At 29.6% G+C, this 21,960-nt stretch carries 17 protein-coding genes; 7 read left to right on the top strand and 10 right to left on the bottom strand.

Translation table 11 applies throughout. The features are described from left to right. Positions 1-64: 64 nt before the first annotated feature. The 5 genes from ACREVU_RS18020 to ACREVU_RS18000 all read right to left on the bottom strand — a co-directional run bounded on the left by ACREVU_RS18020 (position 65) and on the right by ACREVU_RS18000 (position 4,077). Positions 65-562, bottom strand: coding sequence for an SEC-C metal-binding domain-containing protein (locus ACREVU_RS18020; protein WP_431552981.1), 498 nt, complete (start codon positions 560-562; stop codon positions 65-67). A 124-nt stretch (positions 563-686) separates the two neighbouring features. After that, complete coding sequence (locus ACREVU_RS18015; RefSeq protein ID WP_431552980.1) at positions 687-1,250, bottom strand: GerMN domain-containing protein; 564 nt, start codon at positions 1,248-1,250, stop codon at positions 687-689. A gap of 14 nt (positions 1,251-1,264) precedes the next feature. Beyond that, complete coding sequence (locus tag ACREVU_RS18010; protein WP_431552979.1) at positions 1,265-2,050, bottom strand: MBL fold metallo-hydrolase; 786 nt, start codon at positions 2,048-2,050, stop codon at positions 1,265-1,267. A gap of 25 nt (positions 2,051-2,075) precedes the next feature. Beyond that, positions 2,076-3,332, bottom strand: coding sequence for a UDP-N-acetylglucosamine 1-carboxyvinyltransferase (gene murA / locus ACREVU_RS18005; RefSeq protein WP_431552978.1), 1,257 nt, complete (start codon positions 3,330-3,332; stop codon positions 2,076-2,078). A gap of 586 nt (positions 3,333-3,918) precedes the next feature. Next, complete coding sequence (locus ACREVU_RS18000; RefSeq protein WP_431552977.1) at positions 3,919-4,077, bottom strand: DUF1540 domain-containing protein; 159 nt, start codon at positions 4,075-4,077, stop codon at positions 3,919-3,921. Between the two features lie 190 nt (positions 4,078-4,267). Here ACREVU_RS18000 and ACREVU_RS17995 point away from each other — a divergent pair, with 190 nt between their 5' ends. From ACREVU_RS17995 to ACREVU_RS17965, 7 genes are all read left to right on the top strand, one after another. Next, on the top strand, positions 4,268-4,816 hold the full coding sequence (locus tag ACREVU_RS17995; RefSeq protein ID WP_431552976.1) for a hypothetical protein: 549 nt from the start codon (positions 4,268-4,270) through the stop codon (positions 4,814-4,816). A 38-nt stretch (positions 4,817-4,854) separates the two neighbouring features. Further along, positions 4,855-5,403, top strand: coding sequence for a 2'-5' RNA ligase family protein (locus ACREVU_RS17990; RefSeq protein WP_431552975.1), 549 nt, complete (start codon positions 4,855-4,857; stop codon positions 5,401-5,403). A 40-nt stretch (positions 5,404-5,443) separates the two neighbouring features. Then, complete coding sequence (locus ACREVU_RS17985; protein WP_431552974.1) at positions 5,444-5,929, top strand: dUTP diphosphatase; 486 nt, start codon at positions 5,444-5,446, stop codon at positions 5,927-5,929. 85 nt (positions 5,930-6,014) lie between these two features. Continuing rightward, complete coding sequence (locus ACREVU_RS17980; RefSeq protein WP_431552973.1) at positions 6,015-6,443, top strand: DMT family transporter; 429 nt, start codon at positions 6,015-6,017, stop codon at positions 6,441-6,443. Between the two features lie 158 nt (positions 6,444-6,601). Beyond that, positions 6,602-7,507 carry a selenium metabolism-associated LysR family transcriptional regulator gene (locus ACREVU_RS17975; RefSeq protein ID WP_431552972.1) on the top strand — a complete coding sequence of 302 codons (906 nt, stop codon included), beginning with the start codon at positions 6,602-6,604 and terminating at the stop codon, positions 7,505-7,507. 200 nt (positions 7,508-7,707) lie between these two features. Beyond that, positions 7,708-8,901: a S8 family serine peptidase gene (locus tag ACREVU_RS17970; protein WP_431552971.1), complete on the top strand. Its 1,194-nt coding sequence runs from the start codon at positions 7,708-7,710 to the stop codon at positions 8,899-8,901. 220 nt (positions 8,902-9,121) lie between these two features. Then, positions 9,122-9,634 (top strand): ferritin, encoded by a 513-nt coding sequence (locus ACREVU_RS17965; protein ID WP_431552970.1) that lies wholly within the window; start codon positions 9,122-9,124, stop codon positions 9,632-9,634. A 90-nt stretch (positions 9,635-9,724) separates the two neighbouring features. Here ACREVU_RS17965 and ACREVU_RS17960 read toward each other — a convergent pair whose 3' ends face one another. The 5 genes from ACREVU_RS17960 to ACREVU_RS17940 form a co-directional block, all read right to left on the bottom strand. Continuing rightward, positions 9,725-10,762 carry a hypothetical protein gene (locus ACREVU_RS17960; protein ID WP_431552969.1) on the bottom strand — a complete coding sequence of 346 codons (1,038 nt, stop codon included), beginning with the start codon at positions 10,760-10,762 and terminating at the stop codon, positions 9,725-9,727. A 58-nt stretch (positions 10,763-10,820) separates the two neighbouring features. Beyond that, entirely contained in the window at positions 10,821-12,050 is a 1,230-nt protein-coding gene (locus ACREVU_RS17955; RefSeq protein WP_431552968.1) for a competence/damage-inducible protein A, read from the bottom strand. A gap of 75 nt (positions 12,051-12,125) precedes the next feature. After that, positions 12,126-13,073, bottom strand: a complete 948-nt coding sequence (locus tag ACREVU_RS17950) for a phosphoglycerate dehydrogenase (protein ID WP_431552967.1) — start codon at positions 13,071-13,073, stop codon at positions 12,126-12,128. A 152-nt stretch (positions 13,074-13,225) separates the two neighbouring features. Then, positions 13,226-16,156: an insulinase family protein gene (locus ACREVU_RS17945; protein ID WP_431552966.1), complete on the bottom strand. Its 2,931-nt coding sequence runs from the start codon at positions 16,154-16,156 to the stop codon at positions 13,226-13,228. 201 nt (positions 16,157-16,357) lie between these two features. After that, positions 16,358-21,808, bottom strand: coding sequence for a diguanylate cyclase (locus tag ACREVU_RS17940; RefSeq protein ID WP_431552965.1), 5,451 nt, complete (start codon positions 21,806-21,808; stop codon positions 16,358-16,360). Positions 21,809-21,960 lie beyond the last annotated feature (152 nt).

The following is a 21,960-nucleotide window of genomic DNA, read 5'->3' as shown; positions in this document are numbered from 1 at the left end:
TCCACAATAGTGCAAAGTTTCATTTATTATAATGCATTTATAATTTTATATAGTTATGCGCGAATTATTTTCCACAACATTTTTTATATTTTTTACCGCTTCCGCAAGGGCATAAGTCATTTCTTCCAATTTTCTCAGTATTAACTACTGTTTTGGAATCTTTATAAGCCTTTTGAATTTCTTTTCTTTTTTCTTTAGAGAAAATACCTTCCCATTGAGGAAGTTCATATAAATAATCTGCTTTTGCATCTAACATATTGAAATAAAGTTTTTCATAGTCTATTTTAAATTCTACTTCAGTATCAGTCTCAGTTTCTTCTAGTACTATAGTTTTTAAAAGACTGTCGTTTATTCCATCAGTAAATCCCATAAAATAAATTGTAGATACATCAAAACGTTTTGCAAGTTCTTCTATGGTACCTTTAAATTCGTCTTTATGGTTTGATAATAATTTAGTGTATATGCGTTTTTCTACTTCTCCGTATTCTTGCCAAAATGCAGGTTCTCCTCTACGTTTAACATAGTCAACCACCATATCTGTCCACTCTTTATATAAACTCATGATCTAGTCTCCTTCGAATGATAATGTATTTTGTTATATAACGTTATTATAATAAATATTTCATTAATTTTCAACATATATGTTTAAAACTCTTAAATAAAATGCACTTTTTACAGTTAAGCACCTATTTTTTGATAGGTACTACTTCCCCTTTACTAAAGGGCTTGGATATATTGAAGTTTCCACCCAAAGTATCTATATCCTTATTTTCCATTTTTATTTTTACTTTTACTACAGATGGTAATTGAATAAGTGACGAAGCTATACTTTCTAAACAACTTTTTTCTTTTGCGATTGACATAGTTGTTTTAGCTTCTTTACTTAAATTAACATAGGCAATACTATCTTTAATAGAAAAACTTAATAGCCTAGTTTCTTTGGGCAGTATTGGTTTTAGTCCACTTTTTACACTAGGTCCTTTTATAATTTCTTGCATAATAATTTCGCCAATAAGCTCTTCTTTATTGATGATTCTCTCTTCTTTAACTACTTGCACATTAGAATCATCTTTAGTACCATCAAAATAAATACCTACTTGGATGAAGTCATCTTTCTCTAGAGGAAGTGTCAGATTTTCAAGTTTTTCTTTATTTGTAACACTCTTTTGATTCTTTTTTTCGCACCCCAAAAACGATACTGTTGAAACAATTAGCAATGAACATAATAATATTTTTATTGCTTTTTTCATATTTGACCTCTCCTTCAAAAATCAATTACATCACTTGGCATGTCCCTCCTAGCTAAATTCAAAGAAATGTCCCTTCCGATTTCAATATAATTATCTTTAAGTATATTTATTACTGTCTGATAGGCTAAATCAGGGAAATTATTTGTTTTACTTAAATGACCTAGAATAATATGCTTTTGTTTATCATTCATTATATCTACTATAGCTTGACCACATGCATCGTTTGATAAATGACCCACATCACTTAATATTCTTCTTTTTAAAGGATAAGGATATGGCCCAAACTTTACCATTTCAACATCATGATTACTCTCCAGTAGAATTACATCTGCATCTTTTATTATATTCTTTACTTCATCAGAAAAATAGCCTAAATCTGTAGCTATACAAGCCTTCTTTTTACCACTATAAAAAGCATACCCTATAGGTGCCACAGCATCATGTGATATATTATAGTTTACTATATGCATATCATTTATATCCACAAAATTATTATTAATAATTTTTATATTATGTTCTTTTATATTACCTATTTTACTTTTCATAGCTTTCCAAGTATCTTCATTCGCATATATTGGTATGTTATATCTTCTAGAAACAATTCCTGCACCTTTTATGTGGTCAGAATGTTCATGAGTAATAAAAATACCATCAATATCATTAGGATTTTGATCAATATGTTTAAGAGCACTTTCAATGCTTTTTCCTGGCATCCCAACATCCACTAAAATTTTTGTTTCTTGTGAAGCTACAAATACACTATTTCCACTACTCCCACTATATAATGGACAAAAAATCATAATTGTCTCCTTTAATTTTATATTGTTATCCCTTAACTCTACTTATATCTGCCCCTATCCTCCTAAATTTTTCTTCAATATTGGGATATCCTCTATCAATGTGTTCTATTCCTAAAATTTCAGTAGTACCTTCTGCTATAAGTCCCGCTATAACTAATGCTGCCCCTGCTCTTAAATCAGATGCTATTACCACGGCTCCAGTAAGCCTATCTACACCATCTACTGTAACTACACTTCCTTCAACTTTTAGCTTAGCACCCATTTTTATAAGTTCATCCACATGTTTAAATCTAGCTTCCCAGATGCTTTCATTTATTATGCTTCTACCCTCAGAAATACACAACAATGTATTCATTGGTTGTTGCACATCCGTTGGAAATCCAGGGTAAGGAAGGGTCTTAATATTTACAGCCTTAAGTCTTCCACTAGATTTAACCGTAACACTGTCTCCACCTTCATGTACCTCTGCTCCCATTTCCATAAGTTTTGCAGAAATTGACTCAAGATGTTTTGGGATAACATTATTTACAGTTACTTCTCCACCACAAGCAGCGGCTGCTATCATAAAAGTACCCGCCTCAATTTGATCTGGAATTACACTGTAACTACATCCTGTTAATTCTTTTACCCCTATTATTCTTATAACATCAGTACCTGCGCCTTTAACATTAGCTCCCATTGAGTTTAAAAAGTTAGCTACGTCAACTACATGGGGTTCTTTTGCAGAATTTTCTAAAATAGTTGTACCTTCTGCAAGTGTTGCTGCAGCCATTACATTTATGGTTGCACCAACACTGACAACATCAAAGTAAATACTAGTTCCAATTAGTCTATCTGCCTGAACATTTACAGCACCATTCTCAATAGTTACAGTTGCTCCAAGTGCCTCGAACCCTTTTATATGTTGGTCTATAGGTCTTACCCCTATTGGGCAACCCCCTGGCAAATCTACTTTAGCTCTTTTAAATCTAGCTAAAAGTGCACCAATCAAATAATATGATGCTCTCATTGCTCTTACATCTTCTGAATTAGCATCCATACTATTTATGTTTGTACTATCTATAGAAACTGAATCTTTTTCTCTTTTAATTTTACAACCTAAACTCTCCAATATTCTTTCGATACAGTTTACATCTTCTATATCAGGAATATTTTCAATGATACATCTACCCCTACTTGCAATTATTGCTATTGGTAAAATTGCTACTGCTGCATTTTTTGCACCGCTTATTTCTACTTGACCAATTAGAGGTTGACCTCCGTTAATTACTAATTTATCCATTTTTGTATCATCCTCACTATATATTATATATTTCATTATTTTTATTTTTATCTTTATAAATTCAAGTATAAAATCACTATCCCTTTAGGATAGTGGATAATTGACCTAATAACATATTAAAATTATTTTTATTTTTTATATACATGTTATTATAACATATTTAAATTACATTTCACATTTATTTTAAAAATGTGAAACTAAATTGTTTTATTAAATCCACGTGTTTTTAAAATCAAGCTTATCTTTTTCATAATAATATAAAAATCATTAGTTCTATTAAATTAAACTATTTAAATGAAGCTATTAATAATCACATAGAAAATGTAAAACTATCAAAAGATGAGGATGAAATCCCAACCTTAATTAAAAAAAGAGAAGCTAATGTTATGGTTAAAGAAGTTATTGGATATAAGATGCCGCTTATTCTAAGAAAGTTGTTGGTCAAATCCAAAGAGAATAATTAAGTTAAAAAGCATGAAATATTCAAAATATGAATATTTCATGCTTTTTCTGTTTAAGTTTGAATACGTCACTGAAAAAAAGTTTTTTTCAGTGACCAGCTTTTTAGCTAATGATTTTTATATTATTATAATGTTTTAAAACTTGCACAGTCTGTACATTCTACTGTTTTGGCAACACTTTCATGTTTTATGACTTCGATTTTGTTTAAAGTACAATAATTATCATGCTGACAATGAAATTTACATTCAGTTACTGTACACCCAATACTATTATTATGCTCCATTTGAAAAGCACCTCCTTAATTTATTACAAAGTTATTATTCACATAAATAATATTAATTATGCTAAAAATAAGTGTATACATAAATTTACATGGAAAATACAAAACTCAAAAATTATGTTATAATATATTTATAATTTAATCAAAATAACGTTAACCAATCTTGGTTATTAATTTTATTCGGAGGAAAAATATGAAATATTTTTTAGTTGCTTTATTTGATGACGGATCTAATACCACAATACAAAATATACAAAGAGATATTTGTAGAAAATATAAACTATACAAAAGCTCTCCTAATCTTTATATATGTATAAGTTCTATAACTAACCCCGATTTAGAAAAATTAGATGTTGTTATTTCTAAAATCATGGTTCCTTATAAAAATTTCAAAGTTAACATAAATAATGCTATTAATTTAAGTGAAAACTTTAGTCAAGTTAATCTTAAGGTTGAAGACAAAGGGTATATTTATCGATTAGCAAGAATAATTACTGATACCTTAGATTTACATGGATTTAATGTTAAGAGCGAAGGCGATAATATTGATTTACGCATTTTACTAGCTAATGCCAATCACATCATTAAAAAATCATCTAATGGAGGATCAATTTGTATTGATTCTACTTTAGATAAGGATGATTTTTTTAAATTTGCAAAGGTTACTAGGCTTGAATTATGGAAACAGGTTAGTAATAAAAAAGAAATGGTAGTTAAAACTTATAATCTAAGAGAATACTAAAAACCATAAAATATGCTTTAAATTGAAAGGTGATAAAAATGACTTACTACTTAGTTGGATTATTTGATATAGTTTCTTATAAACATATAGAATCATTGCAAAAGTCAATTTGTGAAAAGTATAGTTTATACAACCCTACCACAGATTTACCTAAACTTCACATAACTCTAGAGATAATAACTGATCCAGACCTTCAGAATTTAGATGATTGTTTAAAAAAAATCCTTTTGGACTATGTTGAGTTTGAAGTTGAATTAAACGGTGTAATTTGTTTTGCCCCTCCATATAAATCTGTAAATTTAAACATTGAAAATAAAGGTACTGTTTATGAGTTATCTAAAAATTTAAACTCTATTTTAAATTCACAAGGATTTGTGGTAAGAGAACATATTGAAAATTGGAATTTACATATTTCACTAGCTAATACGAATTTTGCTGATAGAGAATGGTCTGACAGCGAATATTTATCTGCTTGCAGTCTAGCCAAAGATGAAAATTTCTCAAAAACTATAAGAGTAAATTCTATTGAACTATGGAAACCTATAAATAATTCTGCTGAAATGGTAGTTAAAAAATATACTTTATAAAAAATGCATATACATAATCAAAGGAAAAGGCGGTTTAAAAATGGACTTACAAAAATTGTTTGAAATGCAAGATGCTTTAGATAAACGAATTGAATCAGAACATACTCTAGCTGGAATTCCGTTGTTACGAAAAAAAATACTATCTCTTCAAGTGGAACTTGGCGAACTTGCAAATGAAACTCGTTGTTTCAAATTTTGGAGTACAAAAAAACCTTCAAGTAAGAATATGATTCTTGAGGAGTATGTGGATTGTATACATTTTATTTTAAGCATTGGATTAGAAAAAGGCTTTGAAGATATTACTTTAAGTGTAAAACACATTGATGACGAATTATCCGAACAATTCTTAGATTTATATATAAACATTTCAGAATTTGTAATTTGTTCTTCATTAGATAACTATCTTAACATTTTTCAGAATTTCTTGTGCTTAGGCGAAAATTTAGGATTTTCCAAAGAAGATATTCAAAATGCATACTTATATAAAAACAACATTAATCATGAAAGACAAGATAATGGATATTAAATTATCAATATTTGAAGTCTTATAACTATTTTTTTAATATTACATTACATTCTGGGTAAACTATCCCAGAGGAGTGTGATTGTAATTGGGTTTGATATTTTCTATAATTGCAGGTATCTGCATGAGTTTTCAAGGGGTTTTTAATACAAGGGTTAGTGAAAAAATTGGGTTTTGGGAAACTAACGTTTTTGTTCAAGGAACTGGTCTAATTCTAACCTTAATAATACTCTTTTTCATCGGCAATGGTAATTTCAAAGCAATAAAAGAGGTAAATAAATTATACTTACTAGGTGGAGTTCTAGGTGCCATAATTATATTTTCTGTTATGCAAGGTATAACAGATTTAGGACCAACTTACTCCATTGCAACTATATTAATAGCTCAACTTTTAACTGCAGGTATAATTGATAGCTTTGGAATATTTGGTGCGGAGCAAATTAAATTCACCTTATCTAAGTTTATAGGAATTGGTATAATGATAGTTGGTATAGTAGTCTTTAAATGGAAAGGGTAATATTCTCTTTCTGTTTTTTCTGTAAATAAGTGTTATTTTTTTAACTTACCTATTGAAATTAACCAAAAACGCCTTCATAATTATAGATGAAAATCATTCATGTTAAATTTTAGAAAGAACTACTATTTATATATATTTATTATGCAAGGAGGACCCTTATGGATTTCAAACAGATTGAAGCTTTCATTAGTGTAGCCAGGTTTAAAAGTTTTTCTAAGGCCGCTAGTACAATTTTTTTATCTCAACCCACAATAAGTTCTCATATAGCTAGTTTAGAAAGAGAATTAAATGTTCAACTTTTTGACAGAACCTCTAAAGAAGTTTACTTAACACCTGCTGGAAAATCTTTTTTAGAATATGCAATTAATATAGTAAACACACGTAATAATGCTATTTCTAATCTTTCTAATTTTAATACTGTAATATCAGGAAATCTAAATTTATCAGCTAGCACTACCCCCTGTAACTCATTAGTTCCAGATCTTATAAAGAGGTTCAGCCATCTTTACCCAGATGTTCGTTTTAATATTACGGAACAAAGTTCTGGAGATATAATAAGAGAAATTTTAGATCTTAACTGCGAAATTGCAATAGTTGGAACTACAATTAAAAATTGTAAAATAAAAAGTTATAAACTTATGGAAGATAATTTAGTTTTAATTTCTAGTACTGATATGAATGTTCCTGACGAAATATATTTAAAGGATTTATTAAAATATAAATTTATAATTAGAGAGAAAAATTCAGCAACTAGAAGTACCCTTGATGTGGCTCTTGAATCAAAGGGTATAAATCCCGAATTGTTAAACGTATTTTGTGAAGTAAATACGTTGGACAACCTTCTTCAATTTGTAAAACTAGGAACAGGAGTATCTATTATTTCCGAGAAAATATCTTTGGATTATATTGATACTAGTAAAATTAAAATAAGTAAAATTAAAGATTTACTCTTAAAAAGGAATCTGTATTTGATTATCAACTCAAAGCGTACCCTGACCCCTATTGCTAATGCTTTCTTTAACATGTGCAAGGAAATGTTTTCACTTGTAGAATATGAAGAATAAGAATTAAAGTTTTGTAATTCTTATCCTTGAAACCCTTAATAAAAGTATATAATACTGAAATTCATTTTAGTATTATATGCTCTTTTTTTTTAAATCATATCCTTTCAAGCTACTTATAATTCTCAATGTAAAAATGTTGTTAACATATTTTGAAAAATTACATATACTATAATAATGTAACAATACATTAGGAGGCATACATGTTTTCCTTTAAAAACAAGTTAGATTCCAGTTTGAGACATGCTTTGACAAGTAACCTATATGAAAACTATAGGGTAATAATATACTGCAAATCCCTTGAAAGTAAAACCATTGATAAAATTAAATCCCTAAAATGTGATATTCTAAGGCATATTCCAGGAGTAAACTGTATTTGTGCTATCTTAACCTCTGTTGCTATTGATAGATTACTAGAATATCCACAGGTATCATATATAACTTTTGATTCCTATGCATATTTATGTGGCAATAGCATCCTGGCCTCTAATGGTGTATCCTTCCAAACTAACTATGACCTTACTGGAAAAGGTATTGGTGTTGGAATAGTTGATAGTGGGGTGTATCCCCATTGTGATTTATTAAATCCTAATAATAAGATTAAAAAATTTGTGGATGTTGTTAACAATTCAAACTATCCTTATGATGATAATGGTCATGGTACCTTTATGAGTGGACTTATTTGTGGGAGTGGCTATGGATCAAAAGGTATGTACAAAGGGGTTGCTAGTGGTAGCCATATTTATATGATTAAGGCCTTTAATAAACTAGGAAAGGGCTTTATATCTGATATTTTATTTTCAATAGATACTTTAATTAACGAGTGCAATGATTTTAATATCAAAATTCTTCTCCTTCCTTTTGAAACCATGGAAACTGATGAATTTGTGCTTTCATTGTTTTCAAAACTTTTTGGCCTTGCTATTTCAAAGGGTCTGGTAGTAATCCTTCCTAGTGGAAGTAATAAAAATATTAAAAGTTCAATAAGAGGCATAGCAACCCTTAGTAATTGTATAACTGTAGGTGGCTATGATAGTATAGGAATTCCAAAAATATATGACTATTCTTCCTGTGGTCCTTTTAAAAAACAGGATAAGCCAAATTTAATTTCTGCCTGTGTTAATATATGTTCCTTAATATCAGACACGCAATTTGTTTCTGAAAAAAACGGTATGAAGCTTTACCCTACTCATATCACTAATTTATATACCACCTACTCAGGAACTTCATGTTCAGCTGCTTTTATAAGTGGTATATGTGCTCTGCTCTATGAAAACAATAATAATTTATCTTTCAAAGATATCCTAGCCTTACTAAAAGTATCATCCAGTTTAATAAATTCTCCCAAATATATGCAAGGTGCCGGAATTATAGATTTAGAAAGATTACTGCCTTAAATCTTCCTTATGAAAGTAATATATTAATATATTTTTAACATTTGGCAATAATATATACAGTGTAATTTATTAGGTGTATAATAATGTTATTCTTTAATATTGATAATTAATTAAAAATAATTATCAATACAAAACAATATTATATACTATTTAAAATACACGTTTTAAAGGGCATAATTATTATTTTGTGCCACAGAGGAACACGAGGAGGATTATTATTATGATAAGCGAAAAATTACTCTATGAAATAAACAAGCAAATAAACTTCGAATTTTATTCTGCACACCTTTATTTAGCTATGGCTGCTTACTGTGCCGCAGAGGATTTTGATGGCTTTGCTAATTTCTTTAAAGTTCAAGCTGAAGAAGAAAAATTTCATGCTATGAAATTTTATAATTATGTAAATGAAATGAACGGAAGGATAGTTCTAGAAGGTATGCCTGACCCTCAAAATGAGTATAAATCACTTCTTGATGCTTTTGAAATATCCTATGCTCATGAGAAAATTGTAACTAGCAAAATCTACAATCTTACTGATATTGCTACGCAGGAGAGAGAACATGCTACAATAAGCTTACTTAAATGGTTTATTGATGAGCAAGTAGAAGAAGAAGCCAACTTTAGTCGCATAATAAAAAGACTCCAAAGAATTAAAGATGACCCTACAAGTCTTTATCTACTAGATACAGAAATGGCAGCAAGAGTTTTTGTTCCACCTGTTACTACTAGATAAAACGTATAAATTCATACAAGTAACATATATAACTAAATTAGTTTAGTTATTGTTTAAGGCACATATCAATGTTGATATGTGCCTTTCATTTTATAAATTCTTTATAAGTGTAAGTAAATCACTATATATACCATAAGCAGTTTGTTGAATTTCAGGATTTTTTTCTATTACTTGTATTTCTCCCATTAAATCTGTTGTGATAGCTAATATAGAAGAGGTAGCATCTATATTACTAAAGATATCGTCATAGTTTATGTTAGCAGGATGAACCTTGCCTTTTACTATATTATCCTCAATATATCCTTCACATAAAAGTTTAATTTTGCACTGTTTTTCTTTGGACTTTTCAATATCTTCTAAAGTAATATGTGATATTCCTTGTCTATCTATTTCTGTAGGATTTATATTTGCATCCATTAACACATTTAGTAAGGCTGAAGTTTTTGCAGCGGCATCCCACCCATCAATGTCCATTGATGGGTCAGCTTCTGCAAATCCTCTTATTTTAGCCTCTCTAATAGCCCCTTCATAACTGCTTCCACTTTCCATTTCTCCCAATACAAAATTGGTGGTAGAGTTTAGAATTCCTCTAAAGGATAAAACTTTGCATCCAGGTAGTGTTTGGTTAACAAGATTAAAAATAGGACACCCATCCATGACAGTGGTTTCATATAAAAATTGAAGACCTCTCTGCTTTGAATTATCACGAAGCTTTTGATAATTCCATGCTATAGGACCTTTGTTTGCTGTTATAACATGCATGCCCCTCTCAAAAGCAGCTTCTATATGAGCTATTGCTGGCTGTCCATCATAAATAGATAAACTGCTTAGTTCAACTAACAAGTTAGCATTGCAGTGCCTTATAACTTGTAATGTTTCCATAGTCACGCTATCCTCTGCAGTAGGATTAAAGCACCCCCTATTTTTTTCATCTCTTAGGATCCTCGTAAGGTCTATTCCTTTGGCATTAATAATTCCGCCTTTAGACTTACCTGCAATAGCTGTCACTTTAATATCATATCCAGTACTCTCTTTAAGCTCTAGGTTTTTAGTTATTAACATTCTACAAAATTCTTGCGCTACATTTCCAAATCCCACTAAGCATATATTTATTTCTTTATTATGCATTTATATCCCACCTTTTATTGGCATGTAAATAGTAGCTTCTATAGCTTATATTTATAATTTATAATAGTTCTCGTCTAACCCAATCTAAAAGTTGCATAGTCGCTCTTTCTCTTATTCTCTGTCTATCTCCAGATAATTTGAACATTTTTGTTTTAACTTCACCCTTCATATATAGACCTACATATACAAGTCCCACTGGTTTTTCATCGCTTCCACCATCTGGGCCTGCAATTCCCGTGGTAGAAATTCCAATATCAGTGCCTGCAGTTTTTGCTATGCCTTGTGCCATCTCTGCTGCTACTTCACTACTTACTGCACCATACTTATCTAAGGTTTCTTTGGAAACTCCTAATCTATTGATTTTAGCTTCATTGCTATAAGTCACGGCACCATCCATAAACACAGAAGATATACCTGGGTAATTTATAAGTTTTGCTGCTACCATACCTCCTGTACAGGATTCAGCAGTGGCTATGGTTAGCTTTTTATCTATGAGCATCCCTCCAAGTACATTCTCTAAGGTTGTATCACCTTCCCCATAAATGTTTGTGCCTAACTTGCTACGTATTTGTGCTTCCATAGGCTCCAAGAGCTTTATACCTTGCTGCTGCGAATTTGCCTTTGCTGTCATTCTAAAAATCATTTCTCCATCTTTAGCATAAGGTGCCACAGTAGGATTGCTTTGATTATCTAATATATCTTTAATCATTTCTTCGGCGCTGCTCTCTCCTACTCCAATAACCCTAAGTACCTTTGAAACTAGTACCCCCTGCTGATACTCTTGAAGATAAGGAACTACAGCCTCCTCAAACATAGGCTTCATTTCTCTAGGTGGTCCAGGTAAAAGTACAACCATCTTCCCATTTTCATCAATTATGCATCCTGGCGCTGTGCCATTATTATTAGGAAGAATAACTGCATCTACTGGGAAATATGCCTGTTTAATATTACTTTTAACCATTGGTCTATCCATAAATTTAAAATAATTTTCAATAATTTCTAGAGAAGGTTTATGAACTACACTTTGTTTTCCAAAATATTCAAAGGCTACTTCCTTTGTTAAATCATCCTTTGTAGGTCCAAGTCCCCCAGTAGCTATAACTAAGTCAGCTCTACTAAATGCTAGTCTATATGCCTCAAATAGTCTTTGTGGATTGTCTCCAACTACTGACTGATGGTAAACTGATATTCCTAAGTCTGCAAGTCTCTTAGCAATGTATTGTGCATTTGTATTTACTATATCCCCTAATAATATTTCCGTTCCTACTGCCAATATTTCTGCTTTCATAACTTTCTCCTTCTGGTGCCACCCACGTGGCAAGTGGCAAGTTTCAAATAAATGCCACTGCTACCACGTAGTATTTTAGTACCCTTTTTTTAGATTTACTACATTTATTAACTCTTCACTTTGTGCATATTTTTTCATATTCCTATAGATAAGGTCAAACCTTCTCTCATTTCTCATCTCTGAAATCCAGGAATTATGGGAGGTTAATATAACATTATTTAAATCCCATAGTGCATTATTTTCTTTTAAAGGTTCTTCTTCATACACGTCTAAAGCCGCTCCTGCTAATTTCCCATTTTTCAAATTTTCTATTAGACATACTTCATCTACAATATTTCCCCGAGAAACATTTATGAAATAAGCTCCTTTTTTCATTGCCACAAATCTCTCTTCATTAATTAAATGATGGGTTGCTTTTGTATATGGTATCGTACCTACAACGACATCGCATAATTTAAGCATTTCATTTAGATCTGACATTGCATAACATCTATTAAAATGTTTAATATCTCTACCATCTGTATTCACCCCTACAATGTTTACCCCAAAGCCCTGAAATCTTTTAGCTGCTTCCACCGCTATAGTACCTGTTCCAACAAAACCAATAGTCTTTCCATATAACTCCATAATGCTTGTATCTATTTTCCATTTCCTATTGGTTTGATTTTCATATAGCCCCATACTATTCTTAAATAACTCTAGTGCTTTTAATACAATCCATTCGCCCATAGGTATGCTATAACCACCTTTATTATTAGTAATCATAATAGAAGTGTTTTTAACATAATCAATAGGTAGCTGATCAATTCCTATGCTAGATAATTGAATCCATTTTAGCTTTTTCATTTTCTCTATTTCTAGGGTTTTAAAGGGGTCATAACAAATTAAAACCTCTACATCATCTAAATCATCACTATAAATTAAATCTTGCTCTTTAACTACTTTTATATCATATCCAAAAGTTTCTATATCTTTCATTTTCTCTCCGCCGTAGTTATATGTAAAAAGTGCCTTAATTGCCATGGAAATTGCCCCCTTATATTAAACTATTACTTTATAATATACTACACATAGAACCGGTTACCTCCTATATTTTATGAAAATTCATAAAAACTTTTCTGGTTTTTAAAAAAAAGATGCCACTTGCCACGTGGGTGGCACCAGGCATCTTTTCATTATTTAAATACATTCACTAAACTCGTGAATATATCTTTGTTGTCTTTAAGTTTTGTCTCATTTCCCAGTACACAAAAACAATTTTCTTTTATAATGTCATCTAATAGTGATTTAAAAGACTTAATGTCCTCTGACTTTGTGCTTAATACTTCGTCTCTTTCCACTTGTCTTTGCGCCTCTGAAATACCTCTTATATAATATGCTGTAGCCCTCTCACCCTTCATAGAAGGTGATAAAGGTGAATCAAGCTCACTTATTGTTCCTATTATATATTTGGTCATTTCTCTTTCAGAAGCTTCAAAGCTTCCTATATAATCACATATTCCGTCGTAAGCCACTAGTGTCTCTTTTACATTAGGATCTCTATAAGATACAAAAACAATGTTACCACTCCTAGCTAAGTTTGCAAAACCGCCATAGGCTCCACCTTGCACACGTACTCTATTCCATAAATAGTCTAAACTTGCTATAGTTTTAAGTACTAGCATTTTACCTGAATAAGAATAGCCCTTCTTAATGAAGTTATATCCTTTAGCTACATACTGAACATCTGAGGAAGATAATAATCCTTCGTTGTTTTTATTAAGTTCAAAATTATACTCTGCATCTGGTAATTTTTCTTCTCCTAATATACTTATAATCTTAGGTAATTCCACAGCAAAAGCATCATATACATCCTCTTCTCCTGTAACACTTATCATAAGATTGTTCTTGTTGAATATAAGCTTTGATACCTTTTTTAAGTTTTCAATAATATCCTGCGCTTTATTATCAAAGTCTCTTTCTATTCCACTTATGAATTCATAAAAAGCTATTCCTGTAGTTTTTTCTATATAAGCTGAAGCTGGTGAAAAGTAAGAAGTAAGTCTTCCAGCTGCTGCCATATGTCCTCTATCAAGGATTTTCATTTCCTGCCTTGATTTCAATTGCTGAATTAGTTCCTTCAAACGCTTCTTATCATCAAACACAGTGGTATTAATTATCTCTGCCATAAGATCAAATAGTTTAGGAAGCTTTGGAACTAATGCTTTAGTTTTTACTACAAGCTTTGGACTGTATTTTTCAAAATTTTTATTATCTCCATATATCTCTGTTGTAAAATGAATTCCACCTGTATGGATATTAATTTCATTAGATAAATCTGAATATTTAGTATTTTGGGTACTTACTCTTCCTAAAAGAGTTGATAGTAAAGTTACATAAGGTAATAACGTCATATCTACTTTTTTAGCGTCAAATAACACATTTATATAAGCTATTTTATTAGTAAATATATTATGAGATAATACCTTTACTCCCTTTTCATCCTTTTCCTTTAAAGGTAAGTGCTCTACTGGAACTTCAATATCTGAAAGTTCAAGTAGTGGTATTGTTTCTAGTACTTCCACAGTATCTGGTGTCATTTGTCTTTCTTTAAGAGCTTTAGTTCCTCCTATTATTTCATCTATTTGTTTTTCTGAAAGACTCGCCTTATACTTAGCTAGCTTTTCTTCTACTGCCTTTGACTTTTGCTCTGCTAGGCCCTTTTTACCATTCAAAATAACAAATGAACTATGTGCATTATTTATTAGGTACTCCTCTATAAGGCTTTCAAAATAATTAGTAGTTAATGCAGCTTTTATTTTACTTAAATAACTTTCATATTCTAAATGCATAGTTGGATCTTTATCATAAAGCCAACTGTCCATACTAGTTATATAATAGAATAATCCTTTTGGAAAACCTCCTAAATCGGCTTCCCTTAACTTAAATTCCGTAATATTTATACATGCTTCTATTAGCTTTTTATCTAAGCCGTCTTTAACTAAATTCTTTAGAGTTGTAAACACAACTTCTTTAAATTTTTCCTTTTGGCTTTCATTAGAGTTTTTTACTACTATACTAAAAACTGGTTGCAAGATGCTGTTATCAAAGCTTCCAAATACATCTTTTCCAAGGTCTGCTTCTACAAGCGCTCTTTTCAAAGGCGCTGCAGCACTTTCTAGCAATAAATATTCTAAAATTTCAAAGGCTAAATGATGTTCTGGCTTACTAATATTATCCCCACATACAAAGTTCATACTCAAGAAGCTTTTGTCTTTCTCATCATCATCTGATGAAATAGGATACTCTATTTTAAGTTCTTTCATACTGCTAAAAGGTTTTTGTAGGGCAATAGCTGAATCTACAACAATTCTATCAAAATCATTTAAATATTTTTCACTAATAAATTGTAGCTCTTTATCAATGTCTCCATCTCCATATAGGAATATATAACTATTTGAAGGATGATAGTATTTTTTATGAAACTCTAAAAACTCCTCCTGAGTTAAATCCGGTATAAATTCTGGATCTCCACCAGATTCAACACCATAAGAGGTTTCTGGAAATAAAGATTCTTGAACTTTACGCATAAGGCATCCTTCCGGAGAAGAAAAAGCACCCTTCATTTCATTATAAACTACACCTTTATAAGTTAGTTTATCTTCCTTCTTTTCCAATTCATAATGCCAACCCTCTTGCATTAATATTTCGGGTTTAGAATAAATATTAGGATGAAAAACTGCATCTAAATATACATCCATAAGATTGAAAAAATCTTTTTCATTTTTACTAGCTAGAGGATATATTGTTTTATCAGAAAAAGTCATAGCATTTAAAAATGTATTTAACGATCCCTTTATGAGTTCAACAAAGGGTTCCTTTGTTGGAAATTTTCTTGATCCGCAAAGTACTGAATGCTCAAGAATATGTGGAAGTCCATTACTATCTTTAGGTGGTGTTCTAAATCCAATAGAAAACACTTTGTTATCATCATCATTTTCTAAATGCATTAGTCTAGCTCCACTTTTTTCATGTTCAAATACTCTTGTAACTGAATTAATCTCTTCTATTTTTTTCTCCTGGATTAATTTAAAGCCATGATATATACTGCCAATTGTAAACTTCATTTTTGTCCTCCTTATATTTCCTTTGAAAATTTGAAACACTTATGTAATGTTCCATCTCCCGAAAACTTGAACTTGACACTTGCCACGTCAAGGTGCGTGGCACCTAGTATTTAATATTCATTATACACCACTTTATTCCATACTGCTAACAACATAAATCCTTTCATATGTGTATGTTTCCTCATTTTTATCCTGTCTATACTATAGTATTTGAACTATTATCTTTCCCAAAGTATTCACAAAGTTAAAGTCCTCAAAACCAAACTCTTTTGTCACCGTAGATTCTGTTAAATATAATACTCCTTTTACTACTTCATCTTGAATTAGTGGAATAGCCATAACCGACTGCCAATTTGGAACACCTGTAACTGTATCATACTCAATTATTGTATCCCAATCTATCTTGCATACTCCCTGTTTACTATTAACTACAGATTTTATTATTTTTTCATTATAGGTATCTACATCCATCCACTCATTTCTGAAAATCACTCTTGAATATTTATCTTTGATTTTTTCACTGTCCATAATGAACAAAGTGCCCTTTTGCGCCTCTGTGATTTCAATAATTCTTCCAAGTAAACTATATATTTTATCTTCTCTTTCACCCTTTATATTTATAAGCTCAATTAATTCTATCATGGCAAGTACATTTCTATGATCTTGAATTGCATTGCCAGATATTATTCCAGTAAGCTTATCTGTTCTTTTAGCTTTTTTAGAGAATTCACTATTCCAAATAGCATACCTATTTCTTCCTTGTTCCTTTGCCACATATAAGGCTTGATCAACTCGCTCAACTAATTCCTCTTGCCACTCACCATGAAGTGGATAGGTAGCAACCCCCAAACTTACAGTGACATCTCGTCTATTGTCTAGTATTTTTTCTTCTTCTATTTTACATCGTAGTTTTTCAGCTATAAGCTGGGCATCACAAATACCTGTCCCTGGAAGAATAACAATAAACTCTTCCCCACCATATCTACCTACAATATCAGTTTCTCTTAAATTACTCATAACAACATCGCAAACCCTTTTTAATACATAATCTCCTGTGCGATGTCCAAACTTATCATTTACTAATTTAAAATGATCTAAATCATACATAATAAGAGAAAATTCACTACTTATTTGGCTGGATGCTTCAATTTGTTCGCCTAAAGCCTCCTCTAGATATTTTCTAGTAAGAGTTCCTGTCAATTTATCAATAGACGCACTTAATTTAAACTTGTATTTTTCAATTATTATACCTATAATTTTGCTAAGCTCCATACATTTTTTCATGCTATCCTTATTAATATTATTTAATTCCCTTTGTGATTCTATATATATATATCCAATTACATGCTTACTATCCTGAATGTTTTTTCTTCTTTCATTTTTAATAAACCCTTTTTCATTGGCATTTTCCATAACAATGGGAATACAAATAAAAGCTTTTAAAGTATTATGAATATTATTTATATCTCCATTTATATTTCTCTCTAGAGAATAGTCCGTTACTAGAACTGGTGTCTGCACACTTAGAATTTTAGATAATCCTTCTTGGTCTTGTGGAAGCTCATATCTTCTATCACTAGATGCAATAACTTTATATTCTTTATCATTGTCATCACCATTTATAATAATAGTTCCCCTTGTTGCTAGTGTTGTATAGCATAAATAATCCAGTATAAGTTCCAAGTTTTTAGAATTATCACCTTGTAAATTTTCTAGCACATCACTTATGTCATGGATATCTTCGTGAAGGGAAGATGAATATATCTTTTTTATAGATTTTATAAAATTCTTATTTTTTAAAATGTCTTTATGATTTACTCTCTCTAATAAATCTAATAACCCACCTTCATCACTTACATTAACGGGTTCAAATTCTAACATCGAACTATCTTTATTTTGCTTATAATGATTATTAATAATTAAAAATTTATTGAAAGGCTTCAAGGCATTATTTAACTTAACATAAGTCAATCTATATTCTGCTGGTAATTTAAAAATTATATCCTTTAATATTCCACAGGCCTCAAAATAATAAATTACCGCATATAAATAATCTTTTTTATCAAAATAATAATCACCCATTGAAGAGTATATTCTCCAATATACATCAACTTCTTTATATTTTTTCGAATATTTCAAGGCTTCACTGAAAATTTTAATGTTCTTCTTTTTTTCAATTAAACCACCAAGATAAAGTTTTTTAACATACAATCTATTGTCTTTTAAGTCAATATCAATATTTTTAATTTCACTAAGAAAAACAGATGCATATTCTTTTTTATCATTTTCATATAAATAAATTGCAACCTCGTAGAAAATATTAAGTTTGCTAGTCAATGAGGCTATTTTATCAACAATAGTTATAATGTTTTCAAGACTTTCAATTAATTTTGCATCATTTTTTTCTAAATGAAATTTTATATATTCATTTAAAACCTGTGCGTTCCATTTAAAAATACATTCATCATGATCATATATATCTAATGTTTTATTTATATAAAATTGGGCCTTGTTCAAATCCCCAAATTTATAATTAATCTGGGAAGCTACAAAGTAAAATTCACCTATTTCTTTTCCTTGGTTAGGATAATTCTCTAACTCTTTAAGGCAAAGTTCATAATATTTATATGCATTATCATAATAACCTAATTTCAAATTTGCACTAGAAATTGAACTATAACAATAAAACACATGGAATTCATCATCATACTTTTTGCATGTTTCTAGTGTCTCTATAAAATACTGTAAGGATATTTCATACTTTCCCATTGAAAAATATGTAGCACCTATATTTATTAAAGCAAGTACCACCTCTGAGCTCATATTATTTTTTTCACAGATATCCTTCATCTTTATAAAATATTTTATGGCTTTATTATCATCTTGATAGTAATCTCCATAAATAACACCTATTCTATTTAAAGATTTTATTATGCCCCTAATATTATTATATTTACTACATACCTCTATATTTTCTTCAAAAATCGCTAATGCTTTGTCAGCTCTACCACTTCTTAAATAATATAAGCCCTTATAGTTATAAAATTTAGTTTTCAGTTCTTCATATTCCCCAGTGCAAAGCTCTAAACAAGTGTTACATATAGTTTGTACACTTTTATAATCCTGCTTTATGTCATATACAGCAGCTAGGATTCCTTCACATCTAAGCATCCCTGAAACATAATCTACTTTGGAAAGCATAACCTTAATTTCTTCAATATAATATACAGTACTTTCTATATCATTTTTATTTAGATATACTTTTGCTACTTTAATTAAGCTATCTATTATGTACTTATGTAGCGCAGCATGCTGCTTATACTTTCCTATTGATAAATAGTATTTTATAGCTAAATCAATATGACCTTCTTGTTCGTGTAAATTAGCAAGATCCATAATGAGCTTTATATTTTTAATCGAATCAAAAGAATAGTCTAAAATAGATTCAGCTTTAGTTAAATTTTTTATTGCATCACTTCTATTTTTTAGAAGTTTCATTTTTTCAGCATTTTCAATGCAATAATCAATAATCTTTCCCTCTTGATTAGATTTTTCTAAATGATAAATTAGTTCATAAACATATTCTGTTCCACCCTTTTTATATTGATTTTCAAGTGCTACTGAGGCTAATCTATGCATAACTTTTCTATCTTCAAGCCTAATTTTCTCATACATAAGGCTTTTAAGAAATTTATTGTAAAAATCAAATACAAATCCTCTGTCCTCAATTTTTTTGCATAATATTCCCGAGGAAATAAGCCCTTCGATAGCTTTCTCTAAATCATTATTCTCATTTTTAATAAAGCTCTTAATTATTTCTAAAGAAACAGCGCTATTAAATATAGATATTACTGTTAAAATATTGTAATTTGTTTCTTCCATTTCTTTAACTTGATTTAATAATACTCCATGCATATCTGTAGGCACTATAAATTTAGAATATTCACAATCCCTACTCCAGCATCCATCTTCACTATCTACATAAATATACTTTTCATTAAAAAAGCTCTTTATAATTTCTTGCACAAATAACGGATTTCCCTTTGTCTTTTCATATATACTATCTGTAAACTTATAGGGTATTTCAGGCATACATAAAATATTTTGAATCATCTCACCTACTTCTTTTTCACCTAGTTCTTTTAAAAAAATATTAGTTTCACCACTATTGTGTGATATATTTTTTGTAAATTCTATAAATTTCTTATTTACTAAACATTCTCCATCACAATAGGATAATATGGTCATTATATTTTTATTAGGTGATTTTTTCCTTATAATATATTCCATTAGTTCTATAGTAAAATCATCCGCTAGGTGAAAATTATCAATAATTATAACTATAGGTTTACTGTTTATACACTCTTCTATAAATCCCATTGCGGAATGTATAAGTCTAAATTTTTCTTTATCACCACTTAATGATTCAGATGGAATTATGTTTTTTTTACCACCAAGTTCAGGTAGGAATTTAACTAATTCCGACTCATATCTTTCTAACACTTCTCCTTGGCATTCAGAAATAAATTGCTTTAATATATCTATAAAAGCCTTATTACTATCTTTAGTAGATGCATCTAGAGTAAAACTGCTATAAGCATTTACTTTTTTTAAAGAAAAGAGATATTTTAGTGAATCAAGAAAACGAGTTTTACCAATACCTGATTCTCCATGGATTAAAATAGTAGAATTATAATTGTTTTTATTTTTAATAGATTCGTAAATATCCATAATTTTATTAACTTCTTCATCTCTGCCTATCATTTTCAAATTAAAGTTCAATTTTTCTATTTCTTTTTTTCTATGCGGTACATACTGTTTATTAAAAATCATATTTATATCCATTACTAATTCTGAAATACTTCTATATCTTTTATCAGCATCACTATAGGTCATTTTTTCAATAATATTTTTAAAATCCACATTGAAATCCTCATTACTATTGAATATTTCTTCAAGTTTTACATCATCGAAAGATTTAATTTCATCATTAATGGAGATATTATAATCTTTACTTTTCATATACATAACAAATAATAATACTCCTAGAGAATATATATCGCTAAAAACACTACATATTTCCCCTTTTGATATTTCTGGTGCCTTAAAATAATCCACCTTATTTTCGTCCTTCCAAAACTCCTGCTTTTCAAGTTCAACTGTAGCAAAATCTTTAAATTTAATAGAAATTTTTTTATTAAAAACCGTATTTGAAACTATAATATTAGATAAATTTATATTTCCATAAATAAAACCCTTTAAATGAATATAATTTATACTTTGGCAAATCTCTATAAATAAATCTAATAATTCTTCACTTTGCATGTCCCCTACAATATCTAAAATACTAGTGTTATTTTGAAGGTATTCATTTGTGTAAAAATACACTTTATCATTTAATTTTTTATTATCTAAAAGATTAACCAAATTAAAATCATACACTGATATCATATTTTCACAGGATAGGTTAGTTAAACTCATAAACTCTTTTGTATAGAATTCTATTAATCCCTTTTGTAAATATTCTGAATTAAGAATATTTAATTGTATAGTATCATAATTTTTTATTATGTCATTAACTGCATAACTGGAAACTACTCTGTTTTGTTTTATACATTTTACTACTCTATACCTATTATTAATAATCTCCATTTCAATCACTTCCTCAATATCAATTAAATATTTACATTAATTCTAAAAATACACTTAATAAACTAAGCTAATATAAATAAACCATATTTCTTGTATATTATTATAAATTTAAATAAAAATATTCTATTTTTTCAATATTTTATAATGCCTTT

The sequence above is a fragment of the Clostridium sp. genome (assembly GCF_050717535.1).
Classification (GTDB): Bacteria; Bacillota; Clostridia; order Clostridiales; family Clostridiaceae; genus Clostridium_AD.
This window is presented reverse-complemented; position numbering and strand designations above follow the sequence as displayed.